Raw genomic sequence first — 17,467 nt, forward strand, 5'->3', positions numbered from 1 at the left:
TTAGGGCCCGATTGCGGTGGCCGCAAGGGTAAAGGCGATCAGGCAGGCAAGCGCGATATAGACCAGTGTGCGAAACGGGATGCCCTCGTCAAGCCCAAAATGAATGAGGACAACCCGCACCAGCACCGATCCCAGGATGCCAATCGTGGCAAAGATCAGCCAGGAGGGAAAATAGGCGCCAAAGAATGGCAGTGCTGGGCTCATGGTGTCTGCGATGCCTGGGCTGACGTCTACGTGCCGACTTCATCAGATCGATCGACGCCAAGACGGTTCCGTTGGGTTTCGAGAAGACGATCTGAGAACTTGCGGTCTCGGAGGCAGCGATCTGGATAGAATCCTCTGTACCCTTGGGGACTGATCTGCCTCGTTGTTTCAGATCACTCCGCTCACTCGGACACCGACGATCAAGCTCATTATCTCAACACGAAACGGCCATTGATTCAACGTGTGCTATCGCGCTGGGAGCAGCGTCCTTGGCGGAGATCCTCAACGATAGACCTCGTCGTGGGTGCCGATGTCGAGCAGGACAACCTCCTGCTCGGTCACTCTTAGTAGCAAGGTCAGTCGGTACGAATAGGTCAGGCTGACCGCCTGCACTCCGGCTAGATTACCGGAGAGTGGATGCAGCTTGAGCTTCGATTGGAAGGGATCTCGGCTGAGGTCATCCAGGGTCTCCCGCAAAGCGGGGCGCAGATCGGGATGCTTGCGAAGAAACTTGCGTGCGCGACGTTCGAATAGCCGGGTTGTGACCAGCACAAAGCTCACGGCACGTCGCCGTCGAGAGCCTGCAGCAACGTATCGGCGTCCCCGTAGCGGTTGGTTCGGCCGGCGTCCAGATCTGCCAAAGACTCACGTAGGCGTTCTCTCGCTGCGTCACTGGAGGACTCCAACAGCTCGGCATAGGCCGCTTCACTGAGCACGACATAGCTCGGTCGGTTGTTCTTGATGATATGGACCGGGCCCTCGCGGAGCGCCTCGTCAACGGCGGAGATCCCACGGCGCTTGATGTCTTGAGCTGGAATGCTATTCACGTTTGGCTCCGTACTGATATGGGCACTGAGTCGAGCACAGGATAAGGGACCAGTCAACCTTGCCCTCAGACTCGGGGTTCGCAACGCCGGCCCGGTCAGCACCCGCTTCTTGTCCGTTTCTGCCGTACCAAGAAGAAGAGTCACCGCCTTTCGGGCGCTAGGTGACCAGTTATGGCCGATCCCTTTCCCCCAAGACCTCTCGGATCCAGGGACCGCTCCTCGGCCTGGACGCAACCTAACCAACCCATCCAGCTCGGCGGCCCACCGATTCCCATTCCCGGATCAGCCCCAACTCGATCGCACATCGGGATGTTGATATTCGGTCAGCAGCCAGCGATGGTCGGCCTGGCGGGCAGATCGAGCAGGAGTTGATGGCCGTCCTTGCGGTCCAGCCATGCTCAAGTGGGTCAGCCCCTTGAGCAGTCGCGCCAGAGACGCGTCGCCGGCCGCACAGGTGCCGGTCGTGAATAGCCGTTCGAGAGTCTTGATCGGCGTCATGAGGGTCTTATGGCCTTGCGATGAATCCATTCCAGCATCAGCGTCCGCGCTTCGCTTGCTGCGCCCGAGCCCCACTCACGAGCGCCCGCGTTGCCGCATAGGACCCCTCGCAAAAGGCCATGAAAGGCCTTTGTAGCTCAGGTCTTGGCCAGACGCCTTCTTGTGGAACCAATCGGCCCACTGTCAACCGATACTCCGCCAAGGTGTCGAGATCGCGTTTGCGGTTTTTCACATCGATCACCAGGGGCATTTTCAGCGCAATCTGGGGTTCCGGCGACAGCTGGCTACGCGCCGTAGCGTGACGTCGCTGATGGTGCGCGCCGGCAGCATAGGCGCGCCAGCCCGCGCCGTCTGTATGCAGATCGCGAGTCGCACCATTCCTCGACGCAGCAACCCCTCAATGACCTCGCGGCTCTCTTGGCCTTGACGCCTGGCTCCGACAGCACTGATCCGGGGTGCGGCACCCACGACCGACGCCGTTACGCTTACCCGTCGCTCTCGTATGACGGGATCGAGCGACGATCCGGTGAGCGGCGGGATCCTCGATAGCGCACTGAACCACGAGGCATCGCCGCTCCCGGAGGGGCAAACCCGGCTCCCGAGGACCAACGCCGGCCACATTCGTTTTTCGGTCGACCGAAAGGGTCCCTCATCGGATCCGCTCCAGCGGGACGATGCCGACTTTGATCGAACGGCGATGTCCGGCGAAGTCGATGTCGAGGACATCCTTGTCACGCAAGCCGACGATCCGACCCTCGCCGAAGACCCGATGGCGGATCCGATCGCCCACCGCCCACCGCTGCGTGCCATCCGCGTGCGAGCTCGCGGATGGCGGCTTCGGCACGGCGTAGCGTTCGGGGATACCGACCGCCTCCAGATAGCGGTTCAACAGACCGGTCGCTTCAGGCGGTGCATCGGGGAGCTTGGCCTCGGGCTCGGCTCCGAACAGGCGTTTGGACACGGCACCCCCGACGGACACCGCGGTCCCGAGTCGCGCTTCGAAGACAAACCGACTGGCCGGCGTGCGTGACAGCCCAGGTCCTCGCGACTCGCGACCCTCCCATGCCGCATCGAAGCGCTCATCCGGCGGGATGACGAGCTGCAGTTGCTCCTTGGCGCGGGTGAACGCCACGTAAGCCAGCCGTCGCTCCTCCTCCGAGTCGGATCGGTTGGCCGGGAACTGATCGTCCTCGAGTCCGGTGACGATGACCAGCGGCCACTCTAACCCCTTCGCTTGGTGAATCGTGGACAGCAGAACGACTTCACCGCCGGCCTCGTAGCATTGGCGAGACAGCCGCAACCGATCCAAGCGCTTGAGAAAATCCCCGATCAGGGTTCGGCTGCGCGTCGCCCAGCCGAGGAGGGTCTGGTAGGCGATCTCCTTCTCGGACGCCACGTCCCTGCTCGCGGAACGCGCGAAGGACTCGATCAGATCCGTCCGGGATGCATACCGCCGCAGTGCCTCGGCCGCAGGCAGAGCGCTCCAGCTCGGGGCCTCGCTCCAGAGGTCGGCGCGATCGCGAATCTTCGCAGCCTGGTAAGGCTTCCGGATCTTCGCCGCCAAGTCGAACAGACGACTGCGCGCGCCGGCTGGGTGGCGGGCGATCGCGTCGGCGAGATCACCGATGGTCTTCGCGGGGAGCCAAAGCGTAGGCGTCGCCAGCATTGCGCGGATGATCTCGGGCGCGCGCGTGTCCGCGAAGAGCGAACCATCGGCAAGGCGCAACCAGCCGAGAAGACCGACGACATCGCGATTGGTGAACACGTCCCCCTTTGGCTTGAAGTAGGGAATACCCCGATCCATGAACTCCAGCTCGAGACCCAAGGTCTGCGCCCAGAGTCGTGCGAGGACGGCACAGTCGCGGAGACTGCGACCGTCACGACGCCAGCCTTCGATCACGCCGACGACCGCGGCCTGATCGCCTGATGCGCTGGCTCGAACCACGTCGATGGCGGTCTGCGGCGTGGACGGCGCCGAGACGCAGAGGGTCGCCATCCGATTGCGGTTGTTCTCGATCAGCATGGCGGCGGCGAGCGAGACCCGATGCCCGAAGCGAAAGGTCCTGGTCAAGGTATAGCGGGTCGCATCTGGGAAAAAGCGATCGAAGTCCTCGCCCATGAATTCCGGACGGGATCCACGCCAGGCGTAGATGCATTGGGAGTCGTCGCCGACGGCGTTCAAGGTCGCGCGCGTCCCGATCAACCGGGTGAGCAGTTCGACCTGGATGCGACTGACATCCTGAAACTCGTCCACGATCACCACATCGAGTTTGTTGGTGACCAGCGCAAGGGCGCGGGGATTCGTCAACATGAGCGTCGCAGGCTCGCACAGCAGGTCCGCGAAGAAGCGCAGGCCGGCCTGCTTGCGGGCCGTCTCGAAGCGATCGAAGGCGCGGACGAAATAGCCGTAGTGGCCCGGAATTCCGAATGCCTTGAACGCGTCCCGCGGCGTGCGGATGTCCGACTTCACCAGGCCGATAAAGGCGTGGAAGGCATCCAGATCATCATGGCTCGGGTAGTCGTCGGAGTGTCCCTCTTTGATCGCTGCCAAAGCCGCCTCCCGCGCAAGCGTCTTCTCGACAGCCTCGTTCTCCTCCAAACGCAGGCGCGCAACGAGCTCATGGCGCTCGAACAGCGCAATCAGTTTCAGCCCGAGACTGTGGAAGGTCGAAACCTTCGGCGCCTGCAATGATGCCGGCAAGGCACATGCGAGGCGCTCTTTGAGCTCGAGTGCGGCGGCCTTGTTGAAGGCCAGCACGCGGACGCGTTCGGGCGGGACCCCCTGCTCCAGAAGGAAGCGCACCCGCCCGAGTAGCATCTGCGTCTTGCCCGAGCCCGCGACCGCAAAGGTGAGCGAATGACCTCCCGTGTGCTCGATGGCCTGAAGTTGTTCGTCGGTGTAGCGCATAGTGTCGTCGTCGATTGTCGATGCAGGCGTTCGGAGCAAGGATCAATGGCCACAGGGATTGTGAGCAACGCGTCCGCGGATCTCCCGGCGCCTGGATGACTTGCGCGATGCGCTGCAGGGTTGGACGCATGGACAACTGCGAGTAAACCCGCGTTTTCGAGCGCTTACTACCATCGCCACCACGCCGGTCGACCGGCACCCCGATCGATGCGTTTTTCTGGTGTGCCGGGACCTGGGGCAACCTTTATCCCTTTACCGGGCGCGGGCCGACCGTCGGCTCGCGTGCGCGCGAAACCAGTCTGGCCTCGGTCCGGTCACTGGCGGCCCTGCATCGCCGTGGTCTCGCGCGTCGCACCATGGGCAACGACGCGCTGTGCGGCTCCCCGATCGCGCCCTTCCTCCCGAAGAGTCAGTACAAGCTCTCGATGTTCTATCCCCTGCCCGAGACGCAGCGCGCCCACGTGATCGGCGAAAGCCCGTTCACTTGGTGGGAGTGGCGCAGCATCCCCGCGGTCGGTGAGGCCTACCGCACCCTGCGCGGCTCGGTCGAGCGCTCCCGTCCCGACATGCGCATCGATCCGCTGTGGGCGCAGACCGACGACGTGCTCGACACCTTCGAGGCTTCAAGGAGCACCCGGCGCAGCCCGAGCCCGAGGAGGTCAACCAAGGGCCGATGTCGTGCTGGACCGATCCGCAGGGACAGCTGCAGTGTCCCTACAACGATGGCGATCAACCCTCCGACTGCATCGCCTTGGAAGAGGATCCCGCCTGCGGCTTCATCACGTCCGAATGTATCGAGGGAGCCGTCGACAACCGCGGGATCTGTTTTCTGTACGAGGCGACCTGGGACTGCGGCACCGCGCGCACCATCCCGTTCCTGGAGCACAACCGCACGCTGGACTGTGCCGGTCCAGTGCGCTGCCTGGGCACCGACTGCGCGGAATTTCCCGAGGAGCAGTCGGCGGGCTTCGCCAAGGCGGTCGGCGCGTTGCAGACCGTGCAGATGGCGGTCTCGGACATGCAGTGCACGCCGGGCGGGAGCTGTCGGGTGTTCTCGGGCAGCGCCCATCGGTGCCAACGTGCGGTCGGGGGGATCGTCAACTGCTGCACGCGACCCCAAGGCGTGTCGCTGGCGGATTACGTCAGTCTGATCTTCGCACTCGGCAAGATCGATGCCTACTGCAAGCAGGAGGTGCTGACCTGGTGCGTGGAGAAGCGCGAGAGCGATTGCTGCTTCAACACCCCACTCGCGCGGATCTTGAACCAACAGATCCGCCCGCAGTTCGGGCGCGACTGGGGCGAGGCGCAATCACCGGAGTGCTCGGGGATCGACATCCGGGATTTTGCGCGCGTCGACTGGACCCGGGTGAATCTCGACGAGTGGCTGGCGATCCTCTATGAGACCGGGCACTTCCCGACCCTGGACACCCTCACCGTCGAGGACCTGACCGGCGAGTTCTACGTCGTGGACAAGACCAAGCGGAGGTTACCCAAGGATCAGGCGGACAGCCTGTCGGAAAGCGGCAAGGCGCCGACATCGCCCCGGACCGTACCGAACCCCTGGCAGAACTACGATCACGACTGGGACTGGATCACCACCACGGGCGGTCTGCTGCTGAACTACGCTGGCTGCCTGGACCGTGAGGAGATCGATCGCCGCGAGGACGAGGGCGTCGCCCGCGCCATGGATCGAGACGCAGGTCGACAGACTGCATCATGGCAGCCGCGAGCCGCAGACCCGCGGCGACGGCCTGGTTCAGCGCATGATCAACCGTCAGGTCATCGTAACGGCACCGCAAGGTGGCCTGTCTCGGATGCGTCGAGATATGGCGCATATCCAGGCGCCCACGTGGTGTCGCCAGGTCCTCGCAACGCGACTGGTAGTCGGGCAACAGCCCGCCGCGCGCAATGCGCTCGACCGAACGCAGCAAGGATAGGCCGAGTAGATCAATGAGCCCGTGCTCGGCCGTTGTGTAGGTGCTCCTCGTCTCGGTCACCACCAAATCCGACAGCTCGAACGCGTAGGCGACCATCCGCATCAGGTTGTCGATGCGGATCTTTGGCATCACCACGAGCCGGAGACAACTGAGGCTCACGGTACCGATATGCGGTCCCACCGAAATGGCGAGGCCGGTTCGAAGCTCGGTGATGCGCAGGCTCACCCGCCCCTCTAGCTCAGCGAGCAGCTCGCGGTCCGCGGCCGACAGCAAAGCGCCACGCAGCACCGAACCGACGACCGGGCTATCTGGGGTGATCCTGCTCCACTCGCCGATCTGCACCGACGGGGTTGGCGTCATGCAGTCCCCGACTCGTCTGTCAACGGCTCCTCCGCATCCTCGTCGTCCTGCACGTCCTCCCCAAGGATGGCGTCCTGTTTCTTGTCGTCCGGCGTCACGATGGCAATCAGGGCTTGAGCCAGTGCATCTTCCCGCCCGGCATCGAACAGATCGAAGCGCAGGTTGGCGCTCTGTCGGTCATAGATGCCGCCCTTATCGGCAGCCAGGATGTTCGCGAGCTTGTTCGGGTCCTCGTAGCAATATTCCTGCAACAGCGGCCACAGCTCATCACGCACGATCTCGCCGATGCGGCTGATGGTCGCGGCCGGTTTGCCACCGGGCATCAGATAGGCATGCCCAACCTGCAGGTTGCGGCCGTCGCGCCCCAGCTGTTCGACAATGCGCCGATTCAACGCCCGCAGCCAGGTACTCAATGTGGTGTCAGCGATGAAGCCGGTTCGGAGCAGGTGCGGCTCCGGCAGCAGCTCTTTGAAGCCGAAGCGGCGCCGAAGGGCCGTATCGAGCAACAGGATGGACCGATCCGCCGTGTTCATCGTGCCGATGACAAGCAGATTGTCCGGAACGGAAAACGGTTTCTTCGACAACGGCAGCATGGAGCTGGTCGTACCCCGCTTCGATGCCTCGATCAAGGTGATCAGCTCGCCGAAGATCTTCGGGATGTTGCCTCGGTTGATCTCATCAATGATGAGCACGAAGCGCTTCCTGGGCTGCGCCTGGGCCTTGGTCACCATCTGTTTGAAGATGCCGTCATCCAGTGCAAAGCCTTCGCCATCCGGCCTGTAGCCCTCGATGAAATCCTCGTAGGAGTACACGGGGTGAAAGGTGCAGGTCGCGATGAAGCGGTCCGCGCCATCGCGGCCATACACGGCATCACGCTGCCGGTCGGAGAGCTGGGAAGGCAAACAATAGAAGTTCTCCCTGGCGACGATCTCCAGCGCGATGCGCTCCGCATGGTAGGTCTTCCCGGTGCCTGGCGGGCCATAGAGGATGACCTGGCGCTTGCGTTCGAGCATGTCTACCACGTGGCGGGCGATACCCTCCAGTGGAGCAAAGGGTTCGGCGTCGGAGCCGGTAGTCCCGCTGCCGACAGCCAGCGAATGCCTCGATGGAAGATTCGAGCCATCCTGCCCACTGGTCCCGAACCCGGGCCAGGGGCCGATTCCATTGATCAGCAGAGATGCCTCGACATCGGCAACCGCCGCATGCGTTGGCTCCAGGATCATCAGGTTCCGTCCGACATCGACATGCACGGAGGTCTCGAAGCTACGGTTGTGGTACCAGCGAACAGGCACCCGATGGGGCCGGTCCCCACCGCGGGCGAAGCGGTAGCCACCGGTCACCTCGCCGACGGCTTCAACCGTCGAAGCATCCGAGAACAGCGCGACGAGACTACCCTCTTTGAGTCGATAAACCAGCTCCGTGAGGTTGTGCGCCTCCTGCGATTCGGGACGCAGACCAGCGTCCGTGAACGCTGTTTCTACCGCGGTCCGAATATCCCGTTTCTTCGTAAGCGTGATCGCCTCGGCCAGGCTTCCCACCTTCGTTGGACCCAACGCGAGATACTCATGCGCGAGCATCTCCTTCCACGCGGACACCTCTCCCGCGAGACCGAGGCACCAGTGATCGCGTGGCGCTAGGCCCTTTCCGACGCGGTAGCGCATCTGAACCGGCAGCTCTCCAAGCGCCGACAGGCTGTTCCAAAAACGGATGATCTGGACGTCCTGAGCGTACAGACCGGCTCCTGTCGGCACGACGCCAACAGAGTAGAGCTCGGCCTCCGACCATGCCTGCGTGGCATTCCAGGTCACCAGGTCCGGGAAGTTGAGATGCAGGTACTTGTGCAGCCAGGCACTCGAATGCCAGCGCGGCGCGGCGCTCTCGACCACAGCTTGAAAGGCACTGGGATCGATATCCTCAACGGCTTGGCCATGGAATGCCCGAAGCGCCTCGACCGTGTCCAGCATCTCGTTGCGCCTCTGTTTCCGTCCCACCGGGAGGTGTCACCGTGGTACCGCCAACGGGTGGCGTCCCTGTGCCCGGCACCACAGTCGTGCTTGTCGAGTCTGGCGTTGGTTGGCCAATGCCGGGCGTCGGGGTCGGCGTTACCGTCCCCACGGACGTGCCTCCGGCCGCCTTCGTCTTCTCCGCCTCGAGCTTCTGCTCGGCCAGGTCCGGACGTACCAGCAGGTAGCCCTCTTCGAGCATGACCCCCTCGGGACTCAGCGCGGCCTTGAAGTGCATCACCTTCGCATCGCCGGCGCACGCCCCCTCGCACAGCGCAAAGTGGCCGGCGCGTACCCCATCGACAATCGACTGCTTCAGCACATCGTCATCCCGAAGAATCGGCAGATGCGTGAAATTGCGGAAGTAGCCCGGCAGCGCCTTCAGACTGAGCACCGGCTCCTCATCCGGCCAGACCTTGAACTTGGTCGGATGGACCAGCAGGATCGAGGCGATCTGCTCCAGATATTTCTGCTTTTCCTTGAGGAAGGCGACCACCAGGTCCGTCAGATTCTGGTCTGTCGATGCAGGCGGCTGCCCCATGTCGAGCGCCTTCAGGGGCTCGCCGTTGCTGCCTCCCCACGCGGCATGCCGATAGGCCCGCAGAATCTGTTGGCGCACACCCTTGGCCGCCGTGCCCTTCTCCGCTTGCAGCTGGGTCACCTGGGTCTTCGACAGGTTGTGGCGCTCCCGATTGGTGTCGACACTCTCGGCGGCCAGCAAACCGCGAATACCCTCTTTCAACATCGAGACCTCGGCCTCCTCGGCAACGAGGAAGACCAGCGTGTTGCGGCGGGTCCGGTGCGTCGTGCCGCTCTTGGTCAGGATGTCCAACACCGCCTGCTGCGAGTCACCCTGGTTAGTGGCCGTGAAGGTCCGCTCCGGCGGCATCACCACCACCTTGTTGCTTGCGCTGTCGGCGATGTCCCCGGGGCCTTCCGGCCAGATGTAGGGCGACAGCGGTGCCTGCGAGAGCAGCTTGCGAATCTCCGCCTCCAGGCGCTCGCGGACCTGCTGGTCGTCCACGCCGTTTTTGGCGTCGAGCAGAATCCGATTCAGGTTCGGGGTGGTCGAGAAGCGGAAGCGCTCCCCCTCGGTGTTGATGAAGTGGAAACGTTCCTTTATCTGCAGGATCACACCGGGGATGGTCCCGAAGTCGATCTCGGGCCGGGCAGCCGTCAGGTGCAGCTCCGCGAGCGTGGCGCCACGAGACCCGTTGCCTGCCTCGCAGGTATAGAGAAACGCGGTTGTTGCGAGCCCGGTGGCGATGCGCCACTCGGTCATCTGAGGGCTTTGCCGGTCCAGACCGGCCGCGTTGGCGTCCTTACCGATGATGTCCGCTTCAAGCGCCGAGCGGAACTCGCGGTCCACGAGCTCCAAGAGCTCAGAGCGGATCTCCTCATTCGTCAGATCGATGTCGCTGGCCTGGATGAGCCCGCCCTTGTGGTTCTTCTTGAGCAGATCCGCCACCACCAGCGCCAGGAGTCGTAGTAATCCGGGTTACCGCTCTGGTGCAGCACATCCGCCAGGCTTGCAGCAAAGTCGTTCTGCTTCACTCTACCCTGCTGGATGTTGTCGTGCGGCGTGACAACTTGCCGCCAAGGGGTCGTATTGGCCATTGCTTTCCTCTGTTCACCCATTCTCCGCTGCGGCCAGCGCCGCCGCGATCGTCCGCAGCGGCAGAACGAGCGCGAGCGGCTCATCGAAGAGCGGAACCGCGCCAAAGCCCGCGTACCATGATGCGACCTTGGCGTTCTTGGCATCGATCAGCAGCGCGACCCCACCGACCTCGGCGGCGACACGCAGGCAACGCCGTCCCGCCGCCATCAACAATCGACCACCAAGGCCCTGACCCTGCATCGAGCGATGCACCGCAAGGCGCCCCAGACGAAAGGCCGGCACTTCATGGCGCGCGAGCCCCCTGCGCAGGGTCTCCGGTGTGCGCGCGTATTCGACGGACGCCGGCGAAAGGCTGTAGAAACCGAGAATCCCGCCACTGACATCCTCGATCGCGAGAAAGGTCTTGGCGCCACCGCGCTCGTGGCTCTGCCGCGCGTGGCGCTGCAAGAACAGGTTCAGCGCCGGGTCACCGCAATCGAAGGCGGATCGATCATGCTGCCGACCGATCGCCTCCTCATGCCAGACCAGTGTGGTCACTGATGGTCTGGAAGCCCACCGGCGGCTGCCACCAGCCTGGCATTGGGCGCAGGAGGGTTTTCCAGCAGGTCGAGCACCGCAAGACTGTCGCGCTCACTGAGCGCAAGGCGCTCGGCCCGATGGATCGTGCCCCGCGCTGCCTCAAGCGAAGCGCGCACCATGAACTCGGTCAGGTTGGTCTGTTCCAAGGCCGCCGCTCGCATCAGCAGGGCCTTGTCTTCCGGCGGAATTCGCAGAGACACCCGTCGATTGGTCTCCGATGCTGTCTGCGGCATGGTGCGCCCTCCAAAATGTACTGCTTGAAAGCGTACAGCAATGTCGTGGTTCGTCAATCCCCGCAGCGCCTCGACTGACTCCCCGGACTTCGCGATCTCTTCCCTCGTCGCTCGAATGGTCCGCGCGAACGCGTCCAGCGTCACGGTCTGTCGTGCATTGAAGAAATCCGCAAACTTCAACATGCCGTAGCGCGTGACGGCACTCAACCCTCGCGCATTGCCCGATGGACGGTCGGGCGAGACGTCGCCCTCAATCGGTATCACCGATGCGGCCATCTCGACAGCCCTGCGCCACGCGTTTCGGTCAGTGTCATTCGCCAGCCGATAGAACCGTCCCTGTTGCTGGCTGGACACCTCGCAGGCAAGCACGAGTTCCTGCTCGATGCGGCCGGCCATCCCCTCAACTCGCATGTACTTGCCAGGCGTCACCTCGCCACAGCACGGACAGAGGAGCTTGTTGTTCCCGTAGGTCGCCTCTTTGGGGTCGAAGTCGATCTCGTCGTCGTAGTGGAGCGAATATTCGATGCCCGTCCGTTGCGCGTTTGGCTTGATTCGGTAGGCGATACGGCGGCTCGACTTGTTCGCAAGCCATGTCTGATTGACCACTGGAATCAGGACGCGACAGGCCGGATTCGAACAATGCACCTGCCGCACCCAAAAGTAACCGAGAATCTCGCGGTCTTTCGCGCTGGACGGGTAGAGCAAGCCGACCTCGGAATCGACGCGCCCTTGTACCCACTCGGCCCAACGCTGGACTTCAACCGCGAGTCGAGGTTCCGCGGGCGCGTCGAGGTTCTGCAGCTGATCGCTGCTTCTCGGACGAATGACATCTTCCGCGAAACGTTGAGGGTATAGATGGATCCCAGCTCAATCACGTGGGCAACCGGATTGAGGTCATTTGCGTAGGTCTCGCAACCGAGACGCTGCGCCTCAAGGGGGATGGCTCCACCGCCGGAGAAGGGATCCAGCACCCGGGGGCGATCAGCGCCGTCGTGGGAGCCGTGTCTTCGTGCGACGCGCGCGGCGTGTGATCGAGCGATGTTTGCCTGCGCCACCTTGAGGAGCCCATGGTCCGGGTGCGAGGGATCGAGCAGGTCCCAATCGACGATCTTCTTCAGCAGTTCGTGGTGGCGCTGCCGCTCTTCGTCGTCCACGGGAGCATCAACCAGTGCCGCATAGACCGCTGCGCGACATGCGGCAAGCGGGCGCCGCGCCCACCAGAGATGGAGCGTACTGATATGCCCCTTGCGGATGTATTTCTCCCTCGCGCTCTGTACGCTGATCTCCGCCAGAGGAAGGCTGTCCTCAATGAGGCGCCGATCGGTCATGCTTCCAACTCCCTGGTCCAGGCCATGAGTTTTTTCTGTAGTTCCTCTTTCGAGGGCAGGTAGAGCTGGTATTCGGACGCGTGAATGTTGGCATCCTCGGGTAGGGTGAGCTCGACCAGGGCGTCGCTCTTGCGACGGCAGAGCAGGATGCCGATGGTCGGGGCCTCTTCGGCCGTCTTGACGTGACGGTCGAAGTAGTTGACGTACATCTGCATCTGCCCGAGATCCTGATGGGTCAGCTTGTCGAGCTTGAGGTCGAGCAGGACGTAACAGCGCAGCAGGCGGTTGTAGAACACCAGGTCGACATAGAAGTGATCGTTGTCGAAGGTGAAGCGCTTCTGCCGCGCCTCGAACAGGAAGCCCTTGCCAAGCTCCAGCAGGAACTGTTCGAGCTTGCCGATAATGGCCGTCTCGAGCTCGCGCTCGCTATACGCGCTGTGCTCCTGGAGGTCGAGAAACTCCAGGACATAGGGATTCTTGATGATGTCGGCGGCCTGCGCGACCACCAAGCCCTGTTCGGCCAGTTTGCGGATCTCTTCTTTGTCGCGGCTAAGCGCGAGCCGCTCGTAGAGGGAGCTGGCGATCTGTCGTTCGAGCTCGCGGGTTCCCCAACCGTTCGAGGTGGCTTCGATCTCGTAGAAGCGCCGGGCCTCCGGGTTGGTGACCGTCAACAGGGTGACGTAATGGGTCCAGCCCAGGGAGAAGCGCCCGCCCAGCGTCTCCATCATCGCTTCCACCAGCGGTTCGAAGGTGGCGTCGGCGAGATTGCCGGCAGGCCTCAGGGCAGTGACGAAGGTCTCCGCCGGCGAAGATTCAACGGGCGCTGCCTGTTGAATCCGCGGCGACGGCGGAGAGTCGTCCCGAGCGAACCGGGGGTCACCGGCGTCCTTGTAGGTCTCGTAGAAGGCTCGACATTTGCGCAGGTTCGTCGGGGACAGACCCTTGATGCCCCGCGAGGTGAGCGCCGCCGATACCTCGGCGATGAGTGCTTTACCGTAGAGGTCCGCGCGCGAGGCACCCGCGCCCTCGTACTCGACGAGGTAGTAGCCGAACAACCAATTGCGCACGACCAGGACCCTGTCCACGGTGCGCGCGGCACGCTGTTGCAACGCGCGGTGGGTCTGCGCGAACAGGGAGACGAGTGCGTTGAGATCGGCGTTGCTCATGTCTCACCCCGGTTCGGCGTTGTGCTCGGGCGCCGGACATCGAGTCCACCGAGATCGATGGAGACCCTTCGATTCAACTCATCGACCTTGGCCGCAAGCGTTGCGTCCCGCGCGGTCAGCGTCAGGAGCTGGCCGTCTCGAGCCGCGTACAGTGCGACCCGATCATCCAGGTGTTGCGCCAGGGCCCAGGTGCTTGCACGCAGCCACAGCCGCGCGTCGGCGTCGAGCTCGCGGGCGAGGACGAAGCGGGCATCCTGACCGTCGGCATCCCGCGCGATGGCATCGAGACCGAGCCCCTGATCGCGGATGTCGTCGAGGACGCGCCCTTGCGCGACCTCGACCTCGCGCACCTGCGCGAGCAGCGCATCGCTGGCGGCTGTCGGTGGGCTCGCGCGGTCCACGTTCGCGTTGTCATCGGGTGGCAGCACCCTGACCACACCGAGGAACTCAGGGACTCGGGGCACCAGCTGCAGCTCCAGCCGAATCTCCGCGAGCCGCTCTTCCTGGCGACGCTTCGCCTCCTGCATCAGCCGCTGCTCGCGACCGATGGCCAGGCTCATGTCCTGTCCTTGGACGGACTTGGCCTCGAAGTCGAGGAGACGGTCGGCATGCCGGCTGATGACGACGCGAAAGGATCGCTCCAAATAGCGTTCCTTGAGGCTCAGCTCCTTCAGGCGCCCGCTCGGGACCTCGTCGACGAAGCGCGACACCAGGTGCTCTAGACAGTAACGCGTCGCGGCGTGCTTGCGCAGGTCGAAGTCCGTCATGGCGGGCGGCACAGGCCCGTCGGAACGGGGATGGAGGTCGTGGAGCCGGATCGGGTGCACGGGCGTGAACGCGGCGTCGGCGCATTCGCCGGCGCCTGGTGACTCGACAGATGTGGCGTCCTCGCGGACGGCGAAGAGCCGCTGGGAGAGCACGCGTCCAGTGCCATCGCCGACCACACCGCGGAAGAACCAGAGTCGCTCCGGCCCACGCGCGTCGACGTCGAAGAACACGGCGCCGCGCGCCAGGGAATCCGTGAAGCCGGTCTCGGCGGCCTTAAGGATCGACTCGAACAGTGGGTGCCCGGGACCGAGCAGCTCGGTGCGGCCGTCTTCGCCGACCTCGGCCTTGTCGAAGGTGAGGGAGAGATAGGCTCGGTTCACGGTGCCATGACGGCGTCGGAAGTCGATCTCCTGCTCGTGACGGAGATTCACCGGCACCCGCTCGACCCGCAGCTTGCCGTCGGCCCGCCGTTCCCAACGGCCGCGATGGCGCTCCAGGGTTCTGGTGAAAAACAGCTCCAGGTGTGACGGCAGCAAGGCCTGGCCCGCTGAGCGCGTGGCGTCGATGCGCAGCTCGGGTAGATTCACGAAGCGGCGTGCGAGCCCCTCCTCACGGGCGGCCATCAGCGAGTGTTGGTGATCGGGGCTGACGGCCTGCTCGATGCTGGTCACCGCGTCGGCGAGGCGCCGACGGTTGGTGATGCAATCGATGATCAGCTCCGAGAGCGAGATCTCGTGGTCTTCGAGCAGTTCGCCCACCAGATCGAAGACGCGGTCGGAACCGAGCCCCTTGCGCATCTCTTCCATCTTGCGCAGCAGCGCGGCCAGTACGGCACCCTCGCGGGTATCGGTCGCGACGAGGTTGAAGATGAAGACCTCGTTCTGCTGGCCGATACGGTGGATACGACCCATGCGCTGTTCGAGCCGGTTGGGATTCCACGGGATGTCGTAGTTAACCATCTGGTTGCAGAACTGGAGGTTGATGGACTCGCCACCGGCCTCGGTCGCCACCATGATCTGCGCCTCACCCCGGAACAGCTCCTGCTGTTGGCGCCGCTGATCCATGGAGAGCGAACCCTCGATGACGGCGACGATGAAACCCTGGGCGCGGAGCTGCTCCACGAGAAATGTGAGCGTGTCCTTGGCCTCGGTGAAGATCAGCAGCTTCTCGCCCCGCGCGGCCAGGCCCTCGTCGCGCAGGATGGCGTCCGTGAGCTGGATCAGTTTGGCCTCGATGCCACTGCCCAGCGCCGCGCACGCCTGACGCAAGAGCCGCTCCAGTGCGTGAACCTCGGCCTCCAACTCACCGATGGACTCGGCGTTGGTGAGACGTTCGACCAGCGAATCCTCGACGTCCCAGCGCTCGGTCTCGGAGAGGTCGTCGAGATCATCCACCTCGGCGCCGCCGAGCAGATCATCGATGGCAGCATCTCCGTTGCCGCCGCGCAGTGTCGCCCTGGCCTTCGTGGCGGCGAGCGCACGCACCTGCTCGAGCAGTTCCTGGAGACGCTCGTGACGACGGCTGAGCGACGCGGTGATGGCGGCGAGGCTCGATGTCAGGCGCCGCTGCAGAATGGTCATGGCGAAGCCGACGTTGCGCTTCTCCTCGAGCATCGCCTTATTGAAATGCTCGGTGACGTACTCCGTGACCGCGTCGTAGAGGGCGCGCTCCGCACGGCTGAGATCAAAGGTGACGGTCTTGACGGTGCGCTGAGGAAACAGCGGCGACCCGTCCAATCGGCACATCTCCTCCTTGAGCCGGCGCAGGATGATCGGGTTGTCCGCCGAGGACATGGCCTCCTCGAGGATGTGCCGATCGGCAAACAGATCCTTGTCGAGCAATTCGAGCAGGAGACGGAAGTTCTCGGGATCGCCCTTGTGCGGCGTGGCGGTCAGCAACAGCAGATGCTTAGTGCGAACGGAGAGCTCTTCGCCGAGCCGATAGAGCCGAGTCTTGCGGGTCTGCTTCGCGCGCACGCCATGGCTGTAGGCGGCCATCTTGTGGGCCTCGTCGGCGATGACCAGGTCCCAGTTCGCCTCCTTGAGCGTCTCGAGCACATTGTCGCGCGCGGCCCAGTAGACCGAGGTGATGCAGCGGTCGTTCTCGGTCCAGGGGTTGCGGCCGACATTAGCCTTGAGCACGCCGTTGTCGACGATGGTGAACTCCTCGGAGAACTTCTCGATGAGCTCTTCCTGCCATTGGCGGGAGACTAGCGGCGGTACGACGATCAGCACGCGGTCCGCCAGTCCGCGGAAGCGCAGCTCTTTGAGCAGCAGCCCGGCCATGATGGTCTTGCCGGCACCAGGGTCGTCGGCGAGCAGAAGACGCACCAGCGGCGACTTGAGTATGTAGCGATAGACCGCATCGAGCTGATGCGGCAGCGGGGTGATGGCCGAGGCGTTGACCGCGAAGTGCGGGTCGTACTCGTAGGCGAGGCGGATGCGCAGGGCCTCGATGGCAAGATGGAAGGCCTCGGGGTCCCCGGAGAAGTCCATGCCCTTGGCGCTGGAGACGATCGTCAGCCGCTGCGCCTGCTCTGCCGTAACGATGATGCCCGGATAGAACTGGCGCGTGCGGGTGCCGACGGCGTCGATCTGGAGCATGGCGCCGAAGTGCTCGACACTGAGTACGCGAACCGGCTCGGGCCACAGCGGTCCTTTCAGCACCATGTCTTTTTCGATCGCCACGCTCATGCCGAGCCACCCAGGTCCTCGCGCGTGCTGAGTTGCGGCTTGTGCCCCCAGCGAACTCGCAGGTAGCGCCGCGTGAGCGCCGGCATCAGGTTGAGCAGCGTGGCTGCGGAATCGCCGATTCCGTCGATTTTGGCCAGTTCCGCCGCCGGGGTATCGAGTACGTTGGAGAGCGCTCCGAACCGATCCAGCAAGGCGCGCGCAATGGGCTTCACATCCTTGCGCGGGACGGCATAGGTCAACAGCAGCTCGAGAACCTCATGATCCTCGAACGCGCTGAGAACGCTCCCATTGAAGCGGTCTCGCAGTCGCTGACGGTGACCTTCCAGGTAGGACATGCCCTCGCTT

General features: G+C 63.8%; 13 protein-coding genes and 2 pseudogenes. 2 read left to right on the plus strand and 13 right to left on the minus strand.

The window, feature by feature from the left end; translation table 11 throughout:
* The 4 genes from CKO25_RS04225 to CKO25_RS04240 all read right to left on the minus strand — a co-directional run bounded on the left by CKO25_RS04225 (position 1) and on the right by CKO25_RS04240 (position 4,437).
* Positions 1-204, minus strand: a complete 204-nt coding sequence (locus tag CKO25_RS04225; protein ID WP_200386694.1) for a YtcA family lipoprotein — start codon at positions 202-204, stop codon at positions 1-3.
* Between the two features lie 282 nt (positions 205-486).
* Complete coding sequence (locus tag CKO25_RS04230; RefSeq protein WP_200386695.1) at positions 487-765, minus strand: plasmid stabilization protein; 279 nt, start codon at positions 763-765, stop codon at positions 487-489.
* Positions 762-1,031 (minus strand): type II toxin-antitoxin system Phd/YefM family antitoxin, encoded by a 270-nt coding sequence (locus tag CKO25_RS04235; protein ID WP_200386696.1) that lies wholly within the window; start codon positions 1,029-1,031, stop codon positions 762-764. Before CKO25_RS04235 ends, CKO25_RS04230 begins: the two co-directional genes overlap by 4 nt.
* A 1,147-nt stretch (positions 1,032-2,178) precedes the next feature.
* Positions 2,179-4,437, minus strand: coding sequence for an ATP-dependent helicase (locus tag CKO25_RS04240; RefSeq protein WP_200386697.1), 2,259 nt, complete (start codon positions 4,435-4,437; stop codon positions 2,179-2,181).
* A gap of 188 nt (positions 4,438-4,625) precedes the next feature.
* On the opposite strand from CKO25_RS04240, the pseudogene CKO25_RS04245 reads away from it, so the two are divergent.
* A pseudogene (locus CKO25_RS04245) lies at positions 4,626-4,958 on the plus strand (TraU family protein); the annotation flags it as partial.
* A gap of 152 nt (positions 4,959-5,110) precedes the next feature.
* A pseudogene (gene traN, locus CKO25_RS21905) lies at positions 5,111-5,755 on the plus strand (conjugal transfer protein TraN); the annotation flags it as partial.
* 274 nt (positions 5,756-6,029) lie between these two features.
* Here the strand turns inward: traN and CKO25_RS21910 are convergent.
* The 9 genes from CKO25_RS21910 to CKO25_RS04295 all read right to left on the minus strand — a co-directional run bounded on the left by CKO25_RS21910 (position 6,030) and on the right by CKO25_RS04295 (position 17,457).
* The gene (locus tag CKO25_RS21910) at positions 6,030-6,734 is read right to left on the minus strand and encodes a 5-methylcytosine restriction system specificity protein McrC (RefSeq protein WP_371829697.1); all 705 of its coding nucleotides are present in this window, start codon (positions 6,732-6,734) and stop codon (positions 6,030-6,032) included.
* Positions 6,731-8,698: an McrB family protein gene (locus tag CKO25_RS04260; RefSeq protein WP_200386699.1), complete on the minus strand. Its 1,968-nt coding sequence runs from the start codon at positions 8,696-8,698 to the stop codon at positions 6,731-6,733. Before CKO25_RS04260 ends, CKO25_RS21910 begins: the two co-directional genes overlap by 4 nt.
* The gene (locus CKO25_RS04265) at positions 8,649-10,205 is read right to left on the minus strand and encodes a DUF499 family protein (protein WP_200386700.1); all 1,557 of its coding nucleotides are present in this window, start codon (positions 10,203-10,205) and stop codon (positions 8,649-8,651) included. The genes CKO25_RS04260 and CKO25_RS04265 overlap by 50 nt, the downstream gene beginning before the upstream one ends.
* Positions 10,206-10,367: 162 nt before the next feature.
* A complete protein-coding gene (locus CKO25_RS04270) occupies positions 10,368-10,892 on the minus strand; it encodes a GNAT family N-acetyltransferase (RefSeq protein ID WP_200386701.1) in 525 nt (174 codons plus the stop codon).
* Positions 10,889-11,872, minus strand: coding sequence for a type II toxin-antitoxin system TacA family antitoxin (locus CKO25_RS04275; protein ID WP_200386702.1), 984 nt, complete (start codon positions 11,870-11,872; stop codon positions 10,889-10,891). The genes CKO25_RS04270 and CKO25_RS04275 overlap by 4 nt, the downstream gene beginning before the upstream one ends.
* Positions 11,779-12,495: a DUF1156 domain-containing protein gene (locus CKO25_RS21915; protein WP_200386703.1), complete on the minus strand. Its 717-nt coding sequence runs from the start codon at positions 12,493-12,495 to the stop codon at positions 11,779-11,781. Before CKO25_RS21915 ends, CKO25_RS04275 begins: the two co-directional genes overlap by 94 nt.
* On the minus strand, positions 12,492-13,661 hold the full coding sequence (locus CKO25_RS04285) for a PDDEXK nuclease domain-containing protein (RefSeq protein WP_200386704.1): 1,170 nt from the start codon (positions 13,659-13,661) through the stop codon (positions 12,492-12,494). Before CKO25_RS04285 ends, CKO25_RS21915 begins: the two co-directional genes overlap by 4 nt.
* The gene (locus CKO25_RS04290) at positions 13,658-17,122 is read right to left on the minus strand and encodes a helicase-related protein (protein ID WP_200386705.1); all 3,465 of its coding nucleotides are present in this window, start codon (positions 17,120-17,122) and stop codon (positions 13,658-13,660) included. The genes CKO25_RS04285 and CKO25_RS04290 overlap by 4 nt, the downstream gene beginning before the upstream one ends.
* Complete coding sequence (locus CKO25_RS04295) at positions 17,119-17,457, minus strand: JAB domain-containing protein (protein ID WP_200386706.1); 339 nt, start codon at positions 17,455-17,457, stop codon at positions 17,119-17,121. The genes CKO25_RS04290 and CKO25_RS04295 overlap by 4 nt, the downstream gene beginning before the upstream one ends.
* Positions 17,458-17,467: the final 10 nt, after the last annotated feature.

The sequence above is a fragment of the Thiocapsa imhoffii genome, from assembly GCF_016583985.1.
GTDB classification, from domain to species: Bacteria; Pseudomonadota; Gammaproteobacteria; order Chromatiales; family Chromatiaceae; genus Thiocapsa; species Thiocapsa imhoffii.